Below are 16,102 nucleotides of genomic sequence, written 5' to 3' on the forward strand. Positions count from 1 at the left end.
GGTCCGTTCATCGCTGGCGCAGCCATACGCGGCACAGCGACACGAGCTTATCCACATCGATGGGTTTGGATATGTAGTCGTCCGCACCCGCTTCGAGACATTTCTGGCGATCGCTCGGCATCGCCTTCGCCGTCAGCGCGATGATCGGCAGGCGCGCAAATTCCGCGCGCTTGCGGATTTCGGTCATCGCGGTGAGGCCGTCCATCTCGGGCATCATGACGTCCATCAGCACGAGGTCGATATCGCTGCGCCGCGCGAGCGCTTCGAGCGCCTCGCGTCCGTTGCGCGCGATTTCGAGCGTGGCGCCGAGCGGCTCGATCACGCGCGAGAGCGCGAAGATGTTGCGCACGTCGTCTTCCGCGAGCAGGATCGTGCGGCCCTCGAACACGTCGTCGCGCTGACGCGCCGCGCGCAGCATGCGCTGCTGCTCGGGCGGCAGCGCGCTTTCCACGCTATGCAGGAACAGCGTGACTTCGTCGAGCAGGCGCTCCGGCGATTTCGCTCCCTTGATGATGATCGATTTCGAGTATCGGCGCAGGCGCTGCTCCTCTTCCTGCGACAGCAGCCGTCCGGTATAGACGATGACGGGCGGCGACGCCTGCCCTCCGCCCGCCGACACGCGTTCGAGCAGTTCGTAGCCGGAGCCGTCGGGCAGCGCGAGATCCATCACGACGCAATCGAACGGCGCGCGCTGCATCTCCTCGATGGCCTCCGCGATCGATCCCGCCTCCACGATCCCGACCGTCTCGCTCGCGAGCAGCGCATGAATGCTCTGGCGCAGCGCCGGATCGTCCTCCACGACGAGCACGCGGCGCATGCCTTGCGCCGAGCGCGCTTCGAGCTTGCGGATGGCGCGGGCGAGATCGTCGCGCGCGCCCGGCTTCAGCGTGTAGCCGATCGCGCCCAGGTGCAGCGCGACGTCGGCGTGATCGGTCGCGGAGACGACGTGAATCGGGATGTGGCGCGTGAGCGGATCGTGCTTCAGCCATTCGAGCACCGTGAGACCCGACTGATCCGGCAAGCCGATGTCGAGCAGAATCCCGTTCGGCTGAAGCGAACGCGCGAGCTCGACGCCCTGCGTGGCGGTGGCAGCGTGCACGCAGTCGAAGTCGAGTTCGTGGGCGAGATCGTAGAGAATGCCGGCGAACGGCTGATCGTCCTCGATGACGAGAATCACGCGATCCGGACGCTTGCGGTCGGCGCGATCATCGGCGATGGCCATCGGCTCGGGCATCGCGACCGGTGCCTGAACGGGCGACGGCTGCACGGGCGGCGGCGCGGGTGCGGGTGCGGGTACGGACGCGGGCGCGGCGGCCGGCGCCGGCTCGCTCATCGTGCCGATCGTATCGAGCTTCGCGGTGACGGTGCCTTCGCGCACGGCGATAGGCAGCGTCACCGAAAATACGCTGCCCTGGCCGAGTTCGCTCGACACGGACACCGAGCCGCCGAGCAGGCGCGAGAACTCGCGCGAGATCGACAGCCCGAGGCCGCTGCCGCCGTACTTGCGGCTCGTCGTGCCGTCGGCTTGCTGGAAGGCCTGGAAAATCATGTCCTGCTTCTCGCGCGCGATGCCGATGCCCGTGTCGCGCACATCGAAGCGCAGCGCATTGTCGCCCGCGCGCTCGACCGCGACGGTCACCCGGCCGCGCTCGGTGAACTTGAACGCGTTGGACAGCAGATTGCGCAGCACTTGCAGCAGCCGCTGGCTGTCGGTGACGAAATACTGCGGCACGTTCTCGCCATGCTCCGTGACGAATTCCACACCCTTGCTCCCGGCGATGGGCGCGAAGGACTGCCGCAGCGTCTGCAAAATCGAATCGACGGACGTGGGCGCGAACTGCACGTCCATCTGCCCCGCCTCGACCTTCGACAAATCGAGGATGTCGTTGATGAGCGAAAGCAGATCGCTGTTCGACGAATGGATCGTCGCCGCGTAGCGCACCTGTTCGTCGGTCAGGTTGCCTTGCTTGTTGTCCTGCAGGAGCTTCGCGAGGATCAGCGAACTGTTGAGCGGCGTGCGCAGTTCGTGCGACATGTTCGCGAGGAACTCCGACTTGTACTGGCTCGCGCGCTCCATTTCCAGTGCGTTCGCGGTCAGCTCCTGCTGCGCCTGCAGAAGCTCGGCCTTCTGCCGCTCCAGATGCTGCGTGTGCTCTTCGAGCTGGACATTGGTTTGTTCGAGTTCCGCCTGCTGCTGTTCGAGACGCGCCTGCGAATCCTGCAGCGCGCGGCCGCGCTCTTCGAGCTCCTCGTTCGAGACGCGCAGCTCTTCCTGCTGCACCTGTAATTCCTCGCTCTGGCGCTGCGTTTCTTCGAGCAGCTCGACGAGACGCGCGCGATAACGCGCCGAACGCAGCGCCATGCCGATCGGTTCCGACGCCTGCTCGAGCAGCGCGCGGGCATCGCCGAAACGTCCCTCGCTGCCGACGAAGCCGAGCTCGATCGCGCCGACGATATCGCCATCGGCAGAAAGCGGCGCAATCAGGACGCGCGACGCCGTCGCCGATCCGAGCGCGGAGCCGACTTTCAGATAATGCGAAGATGCGTCGCGCAGTTCGAGCACACGCGCTTCCTCGATCGCCTGGCCGATGAGCCCTTCGCCGCGCCCGATCCTGGCCGGCGCGCCGCCCTCGTCCGGCAGCGCCCAGGCCGCGACGCGCACGAGCACATCGCCTTCGAGCGCGTAGACGACGCCGACTTTCGCGTCCACATACGGAATGATCGAACGCAGAATGCTCACGCCGATCGAAGCCACTGACTGCTCGCCGCGCAGCTTGACGCCCGCCTGCACGATGCCCTGCTGCAGCCAGGTCGTGCGTTGTATGGCGAGCCGCGATTTGATATACAGATGCGCCACCGCCGCGAGCACGATCAGCACGACGATGCCCATCACGCGGTTGACCTGGAGCACCGCACTGCTCGTGCCGGGATCGCCTGTGGCGAGTGCGTAGCCTGCGATCATCAGCGCGGCCGATGCACCCGCGGTGACGATCGGCACCGACGGCCGGTCGGCCCAGACGCACAGCACGACCGGCAGCACGTAAAAGACCCAGATCGCGACGCGCATCGGCGTGAGCACATCGATGCTGAATACGACGGCGAGCGCGAGCGCGATGGCGAGATAAATCCAGGAGCGTAGTGTTTTAGAGTCTTGAGGCATCGTCCACCGGGTCTGTTCATGTTTTGCGCGGGTCTCGCGCCGGCAGCAGGCACGGACCTTAGCATGAGCCGCAAGCCCTTGTCACATCGGGCTTTGCAGCCGATCGGCGCATGCTTTCCCGCGCGGCAGTTGTTACGAAACACGGCCGCGCCAGCGTTTTTAACGAGGTAAGAATGACTGATTTTTCCGGCTCTCGCGTGCTCGTCACGGGCGCCTCGGGGTTCGTCGGGTCCGCGGTCGCACGGCTCGCCATCGAACGCGGTTTCGACGTGCGCGTGCTCGTGCGCAAGACCAGCCCGCGCAAGAACGTCGAATCGCTGAATGCGGAGATCGTCGTCGGCGACATGCGCGACGAAGCGTCGATGCGCGCGGCGCTCAAGGGCGTGCGCTTCCTGTTCCACGTCGCGGCCGATTACCGCATCTGGGCGCCCGACCCGAGCGAAATCGAGCGCGCGAATCTCGAAGGCACCGAGGCGACGATGCGCGCGGCGCTGGCCGAAGGCGTCGAGCGCATCGTTTATACCAGCAGCGTCGCGACCCTGAAGGTGACGAGTTCGGGCGTGATCGTCGACGAGACGAAGCCGTCGGACGCGGCAAGCACGATCGGCGCGTACAAGCGCAGCAAGGTGCTCGCCGAGCGCGCCGTGGAGCGCATGGTCGCGCGGAACGCGCTGCCCGCGGTGATCGTCAATCCGTCGACGCCGATCGGCCCGCGCGACGTGCGTCCGACACCGACCGGGCGCATCATCGTCGAAGCGGCGACGGGCAAGATTCCCGCCTTCGTCGATACGGGCCTGAATCTCGTCCATGTCGACGACGTCGCGAACGGACACTTCCTCGCGCTGGAACGTGGCAAGACCGGCGAGCGGTACATCCTCGGCGGCGAGAACCTGCCCTTGCAGCAGATGCTCGCGGACATCGCCGGATTCGTCGGGCGCAAGCCGCCGACCATCAGGCTGCCGCGCGGGCCGCTCTATCCGCTCGCGGTCGGCGCCGAACTGTTCGCCAAGGTGAGCGGCAAGGAGCCGTTCGTGACCGTCGATGCACTGCGCATGTCGAAGAACAAGATGTACTTCACATCGGCCAAGGCCGAACGCGTGCTGGGCTACAGCGCGCGGCCGTATCGGGAAGGATTGAAGGATGCGCTCGACTGGTTCCGGGCAAACGGGTATCTCGTCACGTGAAGCACCAAATCATTTCGTGAAACGTTCCGCGCGGCGCAATGGCGCGCCGGCGCGCAACTCTTGTATAAGACTTGAAAAAAGTTAAGTTATTGATATAGCACGATAAACGTCCGTTTTGGCCGTTCGCGCATGGCGAAATTCACACGCGCGCCTCGCAAAATCAGGCAGAATAGCGCTTTGTTGCCGGAGGGGTGCCGAGGCCGGCGGTTTTTTCCAACCTGTTTTCGGATGTCGAGACAAGCGATGAGTAATCAGCAACCCACCATCATCTACACCCTGACCGACGAAGCTCCGCTGCTCGCGACCAGCGCCTTTCTGCCGATCATCCGTGCATTCACCGCGCCGGCGGGCGTCAATGTCGCGACGAGCGACATCTCCGTCGCCGCGCGCATTCTGGGCGAATTCCCCGAATTCCTGACCGACGAGCAGAAGGTCCCCGACAACCTCGCCGAGCTCGGCCGCCTCACGCAGCTCGACGACACCAACATCATCAAGCTGCCGAACATCAGCGCGTCCTTGCACCAGTTGACGAGCGCGATCAAGGAACTCCAGTCGAAGGGCTACAAACTGCCCGACTATCCCGAAGAGCCGAAGAACGACGAAGAGAAAGCCATTCGCGCGCGCTATGGAAAGTGCCTCGGCTCGGCCGTGAACCCGGTGCTGCGCGAAGGCAACTCGGACCGCCGCGCGCCGCTCGCCGTGAAAAACTACGCGAAGAAGCATCCGCACAGCATGGGCGAGTGGAGCATGGCCTCGCGCACGCACGTCGCGCACATGAAGCACGGCGACTTCTATCACGGCGAAAAGTCGATCACGAACGACCGCGCCCGCGAAGTGCGCATGGAACTCGTCACGAAGCGCGGCGAAACCATCGTGCTCAAGCCGAAGGTCAAGCTGCAGGAAGGCGAGATCGTCGACAGCATGTTCATGAGCAAGAAGGCGCTCGTCGAATTCTACGAAGAGCAGATGGAAGACGCGCGCAAGACCGGCGTCATGCTGTCGCTGCACGTGAAGGCGACCATGATGAAGGTCTCGCACCCGATCGTCTTCGGCCACGCCGTGAAGGTGTTCTACAAGGACGCGTTCGCGAAGCACGCGAAGCTCTTCGAAGAGCTCGGCATCAATGTGAACAACGGCCTCGTCGATCTGTACACGAAGATCGAGGCGCTGCCGGAATCGCAGCGCGACGAAGTCATCCGCGACATGCACGCGTGCCACGAGCACCGCCCGGCGCTCGCGATGGTCGATTCGGCCAAGGGCATCTCGAACCTGCACGCGCCGAACGACGTGATCGTCGACGCTTCCATGCCCGCGATGATCCGCGCCGGCGGCAAGATGTGGGGCGCCGACGGCCGTCCGCAAGACACGAAGTGCCTGATTCCGGAAAGCACGTTCGCGCGCATCTATCAGGAAATCATCAATTTCTGCAAGACGAACGGCGCGTTCGATCCCAAGACCATGGGCACGGTGCCGAACGTCGGCCTGATGGCGCAGAAGGCCGAGGAGTACGGCTCGCACGACAAGACGTTCGAGATCGCGGAAGACGGCACGGCGCGTATCGTCGATAACGCGACGAACGAAGTCATCGAAGGGCTCACGCAGGAAGTCGAGAAGGGTGACATCTGGCGCATGTGCCTCGTGAAGGACGCGCCGATCCGGGACTGGGTGAAGCTCGCCGTCACGCGCGTGAAGAACTCGGGCACGCCGGCGGTGTTCTGGCTCGACCCGTATCGTCCGCACGAAGCCGAACTCATCAAGAAGGTCGAGACGTACCTGAAGGATTACGACACCACGGGCCTCGACATCCAGATCATGTCGCAGGTGCGCGCGATGCGTTACACGCTCGAGCGCGTGATTCGCGGCATGGACACGATCTCGGTCACCGGCAACATCCTGCGCGACTATCTGACCGACCTGTTCCCGATCATGGAACTCGGCACGAGCGCGAAGATGCTGTCGATCGTTCCGCTGATGGCGGGCGGCGGCCTGTACGAGACCGGCGCGGGCGGCTCGGCGCCGAAGCACGTGCAGCAGCTCGTGCAGGAGAACCACCTGCGCTGGGACTCGCTTGGCGAATTCCTCGCGCTGGCGGTGTCGCTCGAAGAGCTCGGCATCAAGAACGACAACGCGCGTGCGAAGCTCGTCGCGAAGGCGCTCGACGCCGCCACCGGCAAGCTGCTCGACAACAACAAGAGCCCGTCGCCGAAGACCGGCCAGCTCGACAATCGCGGCAGCCAGTTCTATCTCGCGATGTACTGGGCGCAAGAGCTCGCATCGCAGACGGACGACAAGGAACTCGCCGGACTGTTCGCGCCGCTCGCGAAGACGCTCGCCGAGAACGAGCAGAAGATCGTCGACGAACTCGCCGCCGTGCAGGGCAATGCGGCCGACATCGGCGGCTATTACAAGCCGGACGAGAAGAAGCTCGAAGCGGTGATGCGTCCGAGCAAGACGTTCAACGCCGCGCTCGCGCAAGTGCGCGCGCAGTAAAGCGCGGTACGGGCGCGTCATGCGCGCCCCGATCGACCGGCATCTCTTCGGGGATGCCGGTTTTGTTTTTGAGCCGCCGCATCGCACGATGCCGCCATCGGCATCGAAGAAATCTGTCGTGTAATCCGCACGCTCGGTGCAATTGGTTACAACCTGTGCCGACCTCGCCAAATTCGAGCGGGTAGAATCGTTGCCTCGCCGCCCGCTTGCCAGACACAGACACACTCGCATGAATCTACAAGACCAGCTCGGCGCGCTGGAGTCGAGCCTCGACACGCTCCTCCAGACCGCAGCCGCATCTGTCCGAACATCCGTTGAATCGACCGAAGCCGCGACGCCGTCCAGTGAAGTTTCGCCGGACGAACCGCCCGCGCTGGGCAACGTGCGCGAACCGGACGGTTCCGCTGCGCCCGCCGAACCGCCCGGCCTGAACGAGCCGCCCACGCTCGTCGTCTCGCGACCGGAGCGCAACGCGGTCGAAATGACGATTGCGGGCAAGACGGTGAAGCTGAGCCCGGAAGGCGTGTCGGAGCTGATCGAGCAATTGTCGAACGTGCGCGCGTCGATGACGGTGGAGCAGCCGACGGGCATCCCGCCCGGATGGCGCTTCGCGGCCACCAAAAATCCGGTCATGGCGACGCAGAAACACGCGAACGGCGACCGGCTGCTGGTCCTGCGTCACAGCGGCCACGGCTGGGTGCCGTTCACGTTTTCGCCGAACATGGTCATCGAGCTGTATGCCATGTTGACGAAGAAATAAGCGCGAACTGCCGCTTACGAACCCTCCTGAGTCGGCGCCTGCACGCGCGCCTTCCATTGCCCGCCCTTCCCGCTCCAGTAACGCACGGCCGAGCCGATCGTCGCGCTCACGTAGAACAACGCGACGAGCGGCAGGAGCGGCGCCCATAAGAGCGACCTGCCGTAATAGCGCAGCATCGGACCATAGGCGATGCACATGATCGCCCACGCGGCGCATGCGGGCCAGGCGCGCGCGCCGTAGACGAGCGCGAGCACCGGCGGCGCGAGATAGATCAGCGCCATGCCGAGCACCGTGCCGGCCAGCAGCAGCGGCGAATAGCGCAGTTGCGTGAACGCCGTGCGGGCGATCATGTTCCAGATATCGCGCCAGCTTTCGTAAGGACGCAGCGATTCGCTGCGCGCGGCGAGATCGAGCCGGATGGGTCGCGCGTCGTTGCGGCCCGCGCGATGCTTGATGCGCGCGGCGAGACTGCAATCGTCGATCAGTTCCTGACGGATCGATTCGATCCCGCCCGCCTCCACGAGCGCCGAGCGGCGCACGAGCATGCAGCCGCCCGCCGCGCCGGACGTCGGCTTCTTCACGTCGTTGACCCAGGCGAACGGATAGAGCTTCGCGAAGAAAAACACGAATGCCGGAATCAGCACCTTCTCCCAGAGCGAATCGCAACGCAGACGCACCATCAGCGAGACCAGATCGCGGTCTTCGAGAATCGTGCGCGCGACGAGTTGCGTCGCGGCATCGGCCGGATGATGGATGTCGGCGTCGGTCAGGAGCAGGAACTCGGCGGGCAGGCCAAGCGAATCGATCGCGCCGATGCCCTGCGACTGCGCCCACACCTTGCCCGACCAGCCCGGCGGCAGCGGCTGCGCGGTCAGCACGGTCAGACGATCTTCGAGCCCGAGATCGCGGGCGGCGGCGAGCGCGACGCTCGCGGTGCCGTCGGTGCTGTGGTCATCGACGACGATCACATGAAACGCGCCCGCGTAGTCCTGCTTCAGCAGCGAGCCAACCGCCCGCCCGATGACGTCGGCCTCGTTGCGCGCCGGTACGACGGCCACGAGCGCGGGCCATGCGCCGCGGCGCGCGATCTCCGCGTTGCCGACGGCGTGGACCGTCGTATCGGACAGCGCCGGCGCGGGTTCCGCGCGCCAGAAGCCGCCGCGTGCGAACAGCAGCACAATCCAGATCAAAAAAGACAGCCAGGCGATCAGTAGCATGAAATAAACGATTAGCTTGGAAACGGTGGCGCAGCCGGAAGGTGCGGTCGACGGCGCGTTGCGGGAAATAGACACGGATGAACGCCGTAGGGCGAACGCCCCGGACCGCATGACGGCAAGACGCGACAGTTTACTGGCTTCTCAAAATTGTCGTACTGACGCGCGCGACGGGCTGTGCAGTGAAGCGGCCATTGAGCACCCAAAAAGGGAACGGGTTAGAATACGCGGTCAACTTCGGCGCGCAGACCACAATCACCGTGTCTTTTTTTCCGGTCTGCTTTCCTGGCGCTCTCCTGACGTTTCCGAGACGTCACGAACGCCGAATCAACGGAAAGCGCGAGCTTCGCGCCGGCTATCCCGAAACCCGCGTCAGTCGGAGTTCGTTCGAATATGCGTATCATCCTTGCTCAACCCCGCGGCTTTTGTGCGGGCGTGGTCCGTGCGATCGAAATCGTCGATCGGGCCCTCGAACGGCATGGCGCGCCTGTCTATGTGCGTCACGAGATCGTTCACAACCGTCATGTCGTCGACAACCTGCGCAGCAAGGGTGCGCGTTTCGTCGAGGAACTGGATGAAGTGCCGCACGGCGCGGTCGCGATCTTCAGTGCGCACGGCGTCGCGCAGAGCGTCGAAAAGGATGCGCAGACGCGCGGGCTCGACGTGCTGGACGCCACTTGCCCGCTCGTCACGAAAGTTCATGTGCAGGGGCGGCAGTACGTATCGCAGGGACGCACGCTCATTCTGATCGGCCACGCGGGTCATCCGGAAGTCGAGGGCACGATCGGGCAGATTCCGGCCGAAGTCGTGCTGGTGCAGAGCGAGGCCGAAGTGGAAAAGATGACGCTCGCGCCGGACACGCCCGTCGCCTACGTCACGCAGACCACGCTTTCGGTCGATGACACGCGCGGCATCATCGATGCCTTGCAGCGCCGCTTCACGGATATCGTCGGCCCGGACACGCGCGACATCTGCTACGCGACGCAAAACCGCCAGGCCGCCGTGCGCGAGCTGTCGAGCCAGGTGGACGTGCTGCTCGTGGTCGGCGCGACCAACAGTTCCAATTCCAACCGCCTGCGGGAAATCGGCGCCGAGACCGGCGTTCCGAGCTACCTCGTCGCGGACGGTTCAGAGATCAAGCCGGAGTGGTTTGCCAATGTGCAGACGGTCGGCATCACCGCGGGCGCTTCGGCGCCCGAGGAAATGGTCAAACATGTGATCGATGCCCTGCGCGCGTTCGGAAACGTCGAAGTCACGACGATGAACGGCCGCGAGGAGAAGGTCGAATTCAAACTTCCCGCGAAGCTCACTCAGCCGGTCGCCGCCGTTGCGGCAACCGCGATTCGCGAAGAATAAGGAGAGGACGCAATTGTCTATCCCGATGCTCCAGAAGGCCCGCGTAGGCGCCTACATCTTCAAGCAGCACCTGACGGGCAACAAGCGTTACCCGCTCGCGCTGATGCTGGAACCGCTCTTCCGCTGCAATCTCGCCTGTAACGGCTGCGGCAAGATCGACTATCCGGATCCGATCCTGAACCAGCGCCTGTCGCTGGAAGAGTGTCTCGGCGCCGTCGACGAATGCGGGGCGCCGGTCGTGTCGATCGCGGGGGGCGAGCCTTTGCTGCACAAGGAAATGCCGCAGATCGTGAAGGGCATCATGGCGCGCAAGAAGTTCGTGTATCTCTGCACGAACGCGCTGCTGATGGAAAAGAAGATGGACGATTACGAGCCGAGCCCGTACTTCGTCTGGTCGGTGCACCTCGACGGCGACCGCGAGGCGCACGATCACTCGGTTTCGCAGCCGGGCACCTACGACAAGGCCGTCGCCGCCATCAAGGAAGCGAAGCGCCGCGGCTTTCGCGTAAACATCAACTGCACGCTGTTCAACGATGCCGAACCCGAGCGCGTCGCGAAGTTCTTCGACACGCTCGGCCCGATCGGCGTCGATGGCATCACCGTCTCGCCGGGCTACGCGTATGAGCGCGCGCCGGATCAGCAGCACTTCCTGAATCGCGAAAAGACCAAGAATCTGTTCCGCGAAATCTTCAAGCGCGGCAACAACGGCAAGAACTGGTCGTTCAGCCAGTCCACGCTGTTCCTCGACTTCCTCGCGGGCAACCAGACGTATCAGTGCACGCCGTGGGGCAACCCGGCACGCACGGTGTTCGGTTGGCAAAAGCCCTGCTATCTGGTCGGCGAAGGTTACGTGAAGACCTTCAAGGAACTGATGGAAACCACCGACTGGGACAAGTACGGCACCGGCAAGTACGAAAAGTGCGCGGACTGCATGGTCCACTGCGGCTTCGAGGCGACGGCCGTGATGGATACGGTGGCGCATCCGCTCAAGGCCGCGAAGATCGCCCTTTCGGGTCCGCGCACGACGGGCGCATTCGCCAAGGACCTGCCGATCGACAAGCAGCGTCCGGCCGAATACGTGTTCTCGAAGCACGTCGAAATCAAGCTGGAAGAGATCGGCCGCATGCAGAAGAACAAGGGTTCGAAGACGGCGGCGGCGGTGAACTGAGGCGCTTATCGGACGTTTGGAAATGCGAAGGGCGGGTGACTTGGGTCACCCGCCCTTTTTGCTTTCATGTTCGCCGCCCTTGATCTTTGAGGGCCTCCCGATCATCTACGGCGACGGGTTCCATCGGATCGGCAACGCTTCGAGCGGCGAGATCGAACATTGCCATTTCTACACGCACAAAAAACGCGACGGCTCTCGCCGTCGCGTTCTCGTCAACCACTGCTAAGCCGCATCAGCTCAGCAGCACTTCCCCGCTCCCGATCCGTACCTCGCCTCCTGACGCTCACGGAAAAACTCCGCATAGCTCATCATCGGCTTGTCGGGATGCGTCGTCTGCATGTGCGTGACATAAGCGTCGTAATCAGGCATTCCGACCATCAGACGCATCGTCTGGCCGAGATAGCGTCCTGCTTGCCGAAGATCGGTGAACATCGTGCGCTCCTAGTGGCCCGAACGAACCGCTGCGCCCGCGCCGGCGGGCATCGCCTCGAATGGCGTCTCGCGCACCGTCGGCTTCGTTTCGCGACGCGCGCGCAACACGGCCAGCACGCCGTACACCGCGATGCTCACCACCACGAAGATGAACAACCCGGCAAGCGCCGCATCGACGTAATCGTTGAAGATGATGCGCTGCATCTCCGCGAGCGACTTCGCCGGCGCCATCACCTTGCCCGCGTCGTACGCGTCCTTCAGCTTGCCCGCGTGCGCGAGGAAGCCGACCTTCGGATTCGCGTCGAAAATCTTCTGCCAGCCGGCCGTCAACGTGCAGATGAGCAGCCAGATCGTCGGCACGAGCGTGACCCACGCGTAGCGCTCGCGCTTCATCTTGAACAGCACGACGGTGCCGAGCATCAGCGCGATGCCCGCGAGCATCTGATTCGAGATGCCGAAGAGCGGCCACAGCGTGTTGATGCCGCCGAACGGATCGACCACGCCCTGATACAGGAAGTAGCCCCACGCGGCGACGCACAGGCCCGTCGCGATGAGGTTGGCCGGAAGCGACTCCGTGCGGCGCAGCGCCGGATGGAACGTGCCGAGCAGATCCTGCAGCATGAAGCGGCCGGCGCGCGTGCCCGCATCGACCGCGGTCAGGATGAAGAGCGCTTCGAACAGAATGGCGAAGTGATACCAGAACGCCATCATCGCCGGGCCGCCGATCACCTGATGAAGAATTTGCGCCATGCCGACCGCGAGCGTCGGCGCGCCGCCGGCACGCGCCACGATGGTCGTCTCGCCGACCGCCTTCGCCGTCGCCGTCAGCATGTCCGGCGTCAGCGCGAAGCCCCAGCTCGAGACGGTCTGCGCGACCGCTTCGGGCGTCGAGCCGAGCAGCGCGGCGGGGCTGTTCATCGCGAAGTACACGCCCGGCTCGATCACGCAGGCGGCGACGAGCGCCATGATCGCGACGAACGACTCCATCAGCATCGCGCCATAACCGATGAAGCGCATGTTGACTTCGTTATCGATCATCTTGGGCGTCGTGCCCGACGAGATGAGCGCATGGAAGCCCGACACCGCGCCGCACGCGATCGTGATGAACAGGAACGGGAACAGGTTGCCCGACCACACCGGCCCGCTGCCATCGACAAACTTGGTGAACGCCGGCATCTTCAGTTCGGGCGCGACGATCAGAATGCCGACCGCGAGACCCAGAATCGTGCCGATCTTGAGGAAAGTCGACAGATAATCGCGCGGCGCGAGCAGCAGCCACACCGGCAGCACCGACGCGACGAAACCGTAGCCGATCAGGATCCACACGAGCTGCACGCCGGTGAACGTGAAATACGGCGCGAACGTCGCCGATTCCGCGACCTGGCCGCCGTACACGATCGCGAGCATCAGGCCGATGAAACCGATGATCGACACCTCGCCGATGCGCCCCGGACGGATGTAGCGCGTATAGACGCCCATGAAGAGCGCGATCGGAATGGTCGCCGCGACGGTGAACGTGCCCCACGGCGAATTGGTCAGCGCTTTGACGACGATCAGCGCGAGCACCGCGAGAATGATCACCATGATGAGGAACGCGCCGAAAAGCGCGATCACGCCGGGCACGGTGCCCAGCTCCATCTTGATGAGATCGCCGAGCGAGCGGCCGTCGCGTCGCGTCGAGATGAACAGGATGACGAAATCCTGCACCGCGCCCGCGAACACCACACCGGCGAGTATCCACAGCATGCCGGGCGTGTAGCCCATCTGCGCGGCCAGCACAGGGCCTACCAGCGGGCCCGCGCCCGCGATCGCGGCGAAGTGATGGCCGAAGAGCACGTACTTGTTCGTCGGCACGTAGTCGAGGCCATCGTTATGACGAACGGCCGGCGTCATGCGCAGGCCGTCGAGTTGCAGCACTTTCGCCGCAACGAAGCGCGAATAGAACCGATAAGCGATGAGATAGACGCAGACCGCCGCGATGACGATCCACAGTGCGCTGATACGCTCGCCGTGCGCGAGTGCAATGGTGCCGAATGCGAACGCGCCCAATAGCGCGAGCGCGATCCAGACCAGGAATCCGGAAGCCCGATTCATGGCGTCTCCTTAGTTATTGACCCGTCAGGTCGATGGATGCGCCGTGATAGCGCATTGGGCGGTAGTATTCGCTTTCGCCCGGGCGCTTACAAGCGCATAACTACGTATGCGTACTACGTGGCTTCACGTAGCGGAAAACCCTGTATCAATGAATCTCAAGGCAAAGATCTTCCTGCTTGCGATCGTGCCGTTCGCGCTGGCGATCGGTGGAATCACCTACGGTGTACGCCAGCAGGCGCAGTCGCTCGCGCAGGCGCAGCACGAGACGACGCAGGCCGCCTACATGGCGAGCAAGGAGATCGAGCTGCGGCATTACGTCGAGATCGCGAAGAGCGCGATCGCGCCATACTATGATGCTCCCGCGACCGACCCGCGCAGCGACGACGAACGCCGCCGCCTCGCGCTCGACGCGCTGCAGCGGCTCGATTTCGGACAGGACGGCTACTTTTTCGTCTACACGATGCACGGCACATCGCTCATGCATCCGCGCCAGCCGGATCTCGTCGGACGCGACCTCTGGCTGATGCGCGACCCGAACGGCGCGCTGACCATTCAGGAACTCATCGAACAGGCATCGAAAGGCGGCGGCTACGTCCGGTACGTCTGGCGGCGGCCGTCCACCGGACTGATCGCGCCCAAGCTCGGTTACGTGGTGCCGCTCGAGCGCTGGGGCTGGATGATGGGCACGGGCATCTATCTGGAGGATGTCGAGACGACGCTTGCGCGCATCGACTCGCAGGCGGCCACGAATATCGAGCGCACGCTGATGTGGATCGGCGCGATCGCGCTCGCCGGGCTCGCGATCATCGCGGTGTGCGGCGCGGTGCTCAACATCAGCGAGCATCGAAGCGCCGATGCGAAGCTGAAGCGCCTCGCGCGGCAAGTGGTGGATTCGCAGGAACAGGAACGCGCGCGGCTCTCGCGCGAGTTGCACGACGGCATCAGCCAGATGCTCGTCTCGGTGAAGCTGCTGCTCGAATCGGCGCTCGCGCGTTTCGAGTATGGCACGGCGCGCGAGCCGACCGCGGAGGCCGCGCTCGCGACGAGCCTCGGACGTCTCTCGGGCACGCTGCGCGAAGTGCGCCGCATCTCGCATGCGCTGCGCCCCGCGATGCTCGACGACCTCGGTCTCGCCGCGGCGCTGGAGCAGCTCGTGCGCGAATTCGACGGCCAGGACGGCATCGAGGCGCGCTTCGAATCGATGGACGACGGCAAGCCCTGTGCGACGCAGCGCACGACGCTGCCCGATCCCGTCAACACCGTGCTCTTTCGCATCGCGCAGGAAGCGCTGACCAACATCGCGCGGCACGCGCAGGCATCGCGCGCGGTGATCACGCTCGATATCGCCGCGCACGCCGTCACGCTCGACATCACCGACAACGGCCGCGGCTTCGACGCGCATGGCGCGCTCTCCGATCCGGCGAGCGGCGTCGGACTGCGCAACATGCGCGAGCGGCTCGACACGCTCGGCGGCACGCTGGCGATCGGCTCGCAACTCGGCCGCACGTCGATCACCGCGAGCGTGCCGCTGCCGCTCGCCGCACCCAATCTTCAAGGACTTACCGATGAGCGCTGAACCCGCCCGCATCATTCTCGTGGACGATCACCCGCTCGTGCGCGACGGCTTGCGCGCCCGACTCGACTCCGTGCCGCGTCTTTGCGTGACCGGCGAGGCGGGCAACGCAAAAGAAGCGCTCGCGCTCGCCGCCGACGAATCGAATCCGCCCGATCTCGCGCTGATGGACGTCGGCATGGCGGGCATGAGCGGCATCGAGCTGGCGGCGCTTTTTCACGAGCGGCATCCGGGCATCCGCGTGCTGATGCTGTCGATGCACGACAACGTGGAGTACGTGAAGCAGGCGGTGCGCGCGGGCGCGAGCGGCTACGTGCTGAAGGATTCGCCCGCCGCGGAGATCCTTCAGGCGATCGACGCGGTGCTCGCCGGAAAGACCTTTTTCAGCGCCGGGCTCGCCGCACGCATGATTCAGGCACAGTCGATGCAGACGCCGCTCGAACGCCTGACGCCGCGTGAGCGCGACGTCCTCGACGCGCTGGCCGAGGGCTTATCGAGCAAGCAGATCGCGCAGCAGCACGGGCTGTCGGTGCGCACGGTGGAAACGCATCGCCTGAATTTGAAGCGCAAACTGGATATCGACGGACAGGCCGAGCTGATCAAGTTCGCGGTGGAGCACCGCCGAACGTGACGCCCGGCCTCGGCGGAAGACACGAAGCGCGACGAGACGC

Annotated in this window: 11 protein-coding genes; 7 read left to right on the forward strand and 4 right to left on the reverse strand. The window is 64.5% G+C overall.

Features of this window, described 5'->3' with window-relative positions:
- Nucleotides 1-7: 7 nt before the first annotated feature.
- Nucleotides 8-3,160: a response regulator gene (locus tag NCR38_RS20220; protein WP_250477522.1), complete on the reverse strand. Its 3,153-nt coding sequence runs from the start codon at nt 3,158-3,160 to the stop codon at nt 8-10.
- A 173-nt stretch (nt 3,161-3,333) separates the two neighbouring features.
- Between NCR38_RS20220 and hpnA the strand changes: the two genes are divergently transcribed.
- The 3 genes from hpnA (at nt 3,334) to NCR38_RS20235 (ending at nt 7,594) form a co-directional block, all read left to right on the forward strand.
- Complete coding sequence (hpnA, locus tag NCR38_RS20225; protein ID WP_061119985.1) at nt 3,334-4,344, forward strand: hopanoid-associated sugar epimerase; 1,011 nt, start codon at nt 3,334-3,336, stop codon at nt 4,342-4,344.
- A gap of 243 nt (nt 4,345-4,587) precedes the next feature.
- Nucleotides 4,588-6,834 (forward strand): NADP-dependent isocitrate dehydrogenase, encoded by a 2,247-nt coding sequence (locus NCR38_RS20230; RefSeq protein ID WP_061120048.1) that lies wholly within the window; start codon nt 4,588-4,590, stop codon nt 6,832-6,834.
- A gap of 229 nt (nt 6,835-7,063) precedes the next feature.
- Nucleotides 7,064-7,594, forward strand: coding sequence for a hypothetical protein (locus tag NCR38_RS20235; protein WP_061119986.1), 531 nt, complete (start codon nt 7,064-7,066; stop codon nt 7,592-7,594).
- Nucleotides 7,595-7,608: 14 nt separating this feature from the next.
- Here the strand turns inward: NCR38_RS20235 and NCR38_RS20240 are convergent, their stop codons facing one another.
- The gene (locus NCR38_RS20240; protein WP_061119987.1) at nt 7,609-8,811 is read right to left on the reverse strand and encodes a glycosyltransferase; all 1,203 of its coding nucleotides are present in this window, start codon (nt 8,809-8,811) and stop codon (nt 7,609-7,611) included.
- A 390-nt stretch (nt 8,812-9,201) separates the two neighbouring features.
- Here NCR38_RS20240 and ispH point away from each other — a divergent pair, with 390 nt between their 5' ends.
- The gene (gene ispH / locus NCR38_RS20245; RefSeq protein WP_061119988.1) at nt 9,202-10,164 is read left to right on the forward strand and encodes a 4-hydroxy-3-methylbut-2-enyl diphosphate reductase; all 963 of its coding nucleotides are present in this window, start codon (nt 9,202-9,204) and stop codon (nt 10,162-10,164) included.
- Between the two features lie 13 nt (nt 10,165-10,177).
- Complete coding sequence (gene hpnH / locus NCR38_RS20250) at nt 10,178-11,332, forward strand: adenosyl-hopene transferase HpnH (RefSeq protein WP_061119989.1); 1,155 nt, start codon at nt 10,178-10,180, stop codon at nt 11,330-11,332.
- 237 nt (nt 11,333-11,569) lie between these two features.
- On the opposite strand, the gene NCR38_RS20255 is transcribed toward hpnH, so the two are convergent.
- Together NCR38_RS20255 and NCR38_RS20260 are read right to left on the reverse strand one after the other, a co-directional pair.
- Nucleotides 11,570-11,764 carry a YbdD/YjiX family protein gene (locus NCR38_RS20255; RefSeq protein WP_061119990.1) on the reverse strand — a complete coding sequence of 65 codons (195 nt, stop codon included), beginning with the start codon at nt 11,762-11,764 and terminating at the stop codon, nt 11,570-11,572.
- A gap of 9 nt (nt 11,765-11,773) precedes the next feature.
- Complete coding sequence (locus tag NCR38_RS20260; RefSeq protein ID WP_061119991.1) at nt 11,774-13,858, reverse strand: carbon starvation CstA family protein; 2,085 nt, start codon at nt 13,856-13,858, stop codon at nt 11,774-11,776.
- 148 nt (nt 13,859-14,006) lie between these two features.
- On the opposite strand from NCR38_RS20260, the gene NCR38_RS20265 reads away from it, so the two are divergent.
- Complete coding sequence (locus NCR38_RS20265; RefSeq protein ID WP_250477523.1) at nt 14,007-15,434, forward strand: cache domain-containing protein; 1,428 nt, start codon at nt 14,007-14,009, stop codon at nt 15,432-15,434.
- Complete coding sequence (locus tag NCR38_RS20270; protein ID WP_061119993.1) at nt 15,424-16,062, forward strand: response regulator transcription factor; 639 nt, start codon at nt 15,424-15,426, stop codon at nt 16,060-16,062. Before NCR38_RS20265 ends, NCR38_RS20270 begins: the two co-directional genes overlap by 11 nt.
- Nucleotides 16,063-16,102 lie beyond the last annotated feature (40 nt).

This window comes from Caballeronia sp. INML1 (genome assembly GCF_023631085.1).
Taxonomy (GTDB): Bacteria; Pseudomonadota; Gammaproteobacteria; order Burkholderiales; family Burkholderiaceae; genus Caballeronia; species Caballeronia turbans.

Bases quoted from the DNA above. Each gene is read 5' to 3' on its own strand.
- NCR38_RS20220 (WP_250477522.1), bottom strand. From the start codon at position 3,160: ATGCCTCAAGACTCTAAAACACTACGCTCCTGGATTTATCTCGCCATC.
- hpnA (WP_061119985.1), top strand. From the start codon at position 3,334: ATGACTGATTTTTCCGGCTCTCGCGTGCTCGTCACGGGCGCCTCGGGG.
- NCR38_RS20230 (WP_061120048.1), top strand. From the start codon at position 4,588: ATGAGTAATCAGCAACCCACCATCATCTACACCCTGACCGACGAAGCT.
- NCR38_RS20235 (WP_061119986.1), top strand. From the start codon at position 7,064: ATGAATCTACAAGACCAGCTCGGCGCGCTGGAGTCGAGCCTCGACACG.
- NCR38_RS20240 (WP_061119987.1), bottom strand. From the start codon at position 8,811: ATGCTACTGATCGCCTGGCTGTCTTTTTTGATCTGGATTGTGCTGCTG.
- ispH (WP_061119988.1), top strand. From the start codon at position 9,202: ATGCGTATCATCCTTGCTCAACCCCGCGGCTTTTGTGCGGGCGTGGTC.
- NCR38_RS20255 (WP_061119990.1), bottom strand. From the start codon at position 11,764: ATGTTCACCGATCTTCGGCAAGCAGGACGCTATCTCGGCCAGACGATG.
- NCR38_RS20260 (WP_061119991.1), bottom strand. From the start codon at position 13,858: ATGAATCGGGCTTCCGGATTCCTGGTCTGGATCGCGCTCGCGCTATTG.
- NCR38_RS20265 (WP_250477523.1), top strand. From the start codon at position 14,007: ATGAATCTCAAGGCAAAGATCTTCCTGCTTGCGATCGTGCCGTTCGCG.
- NCR38_RS20270 (WP_061119993.1), top strand. From the start codon at position 15,424: ATGAGCGCTGAACCCGCCCGCATCATTCTCGTGGACGATCACCCGCTC.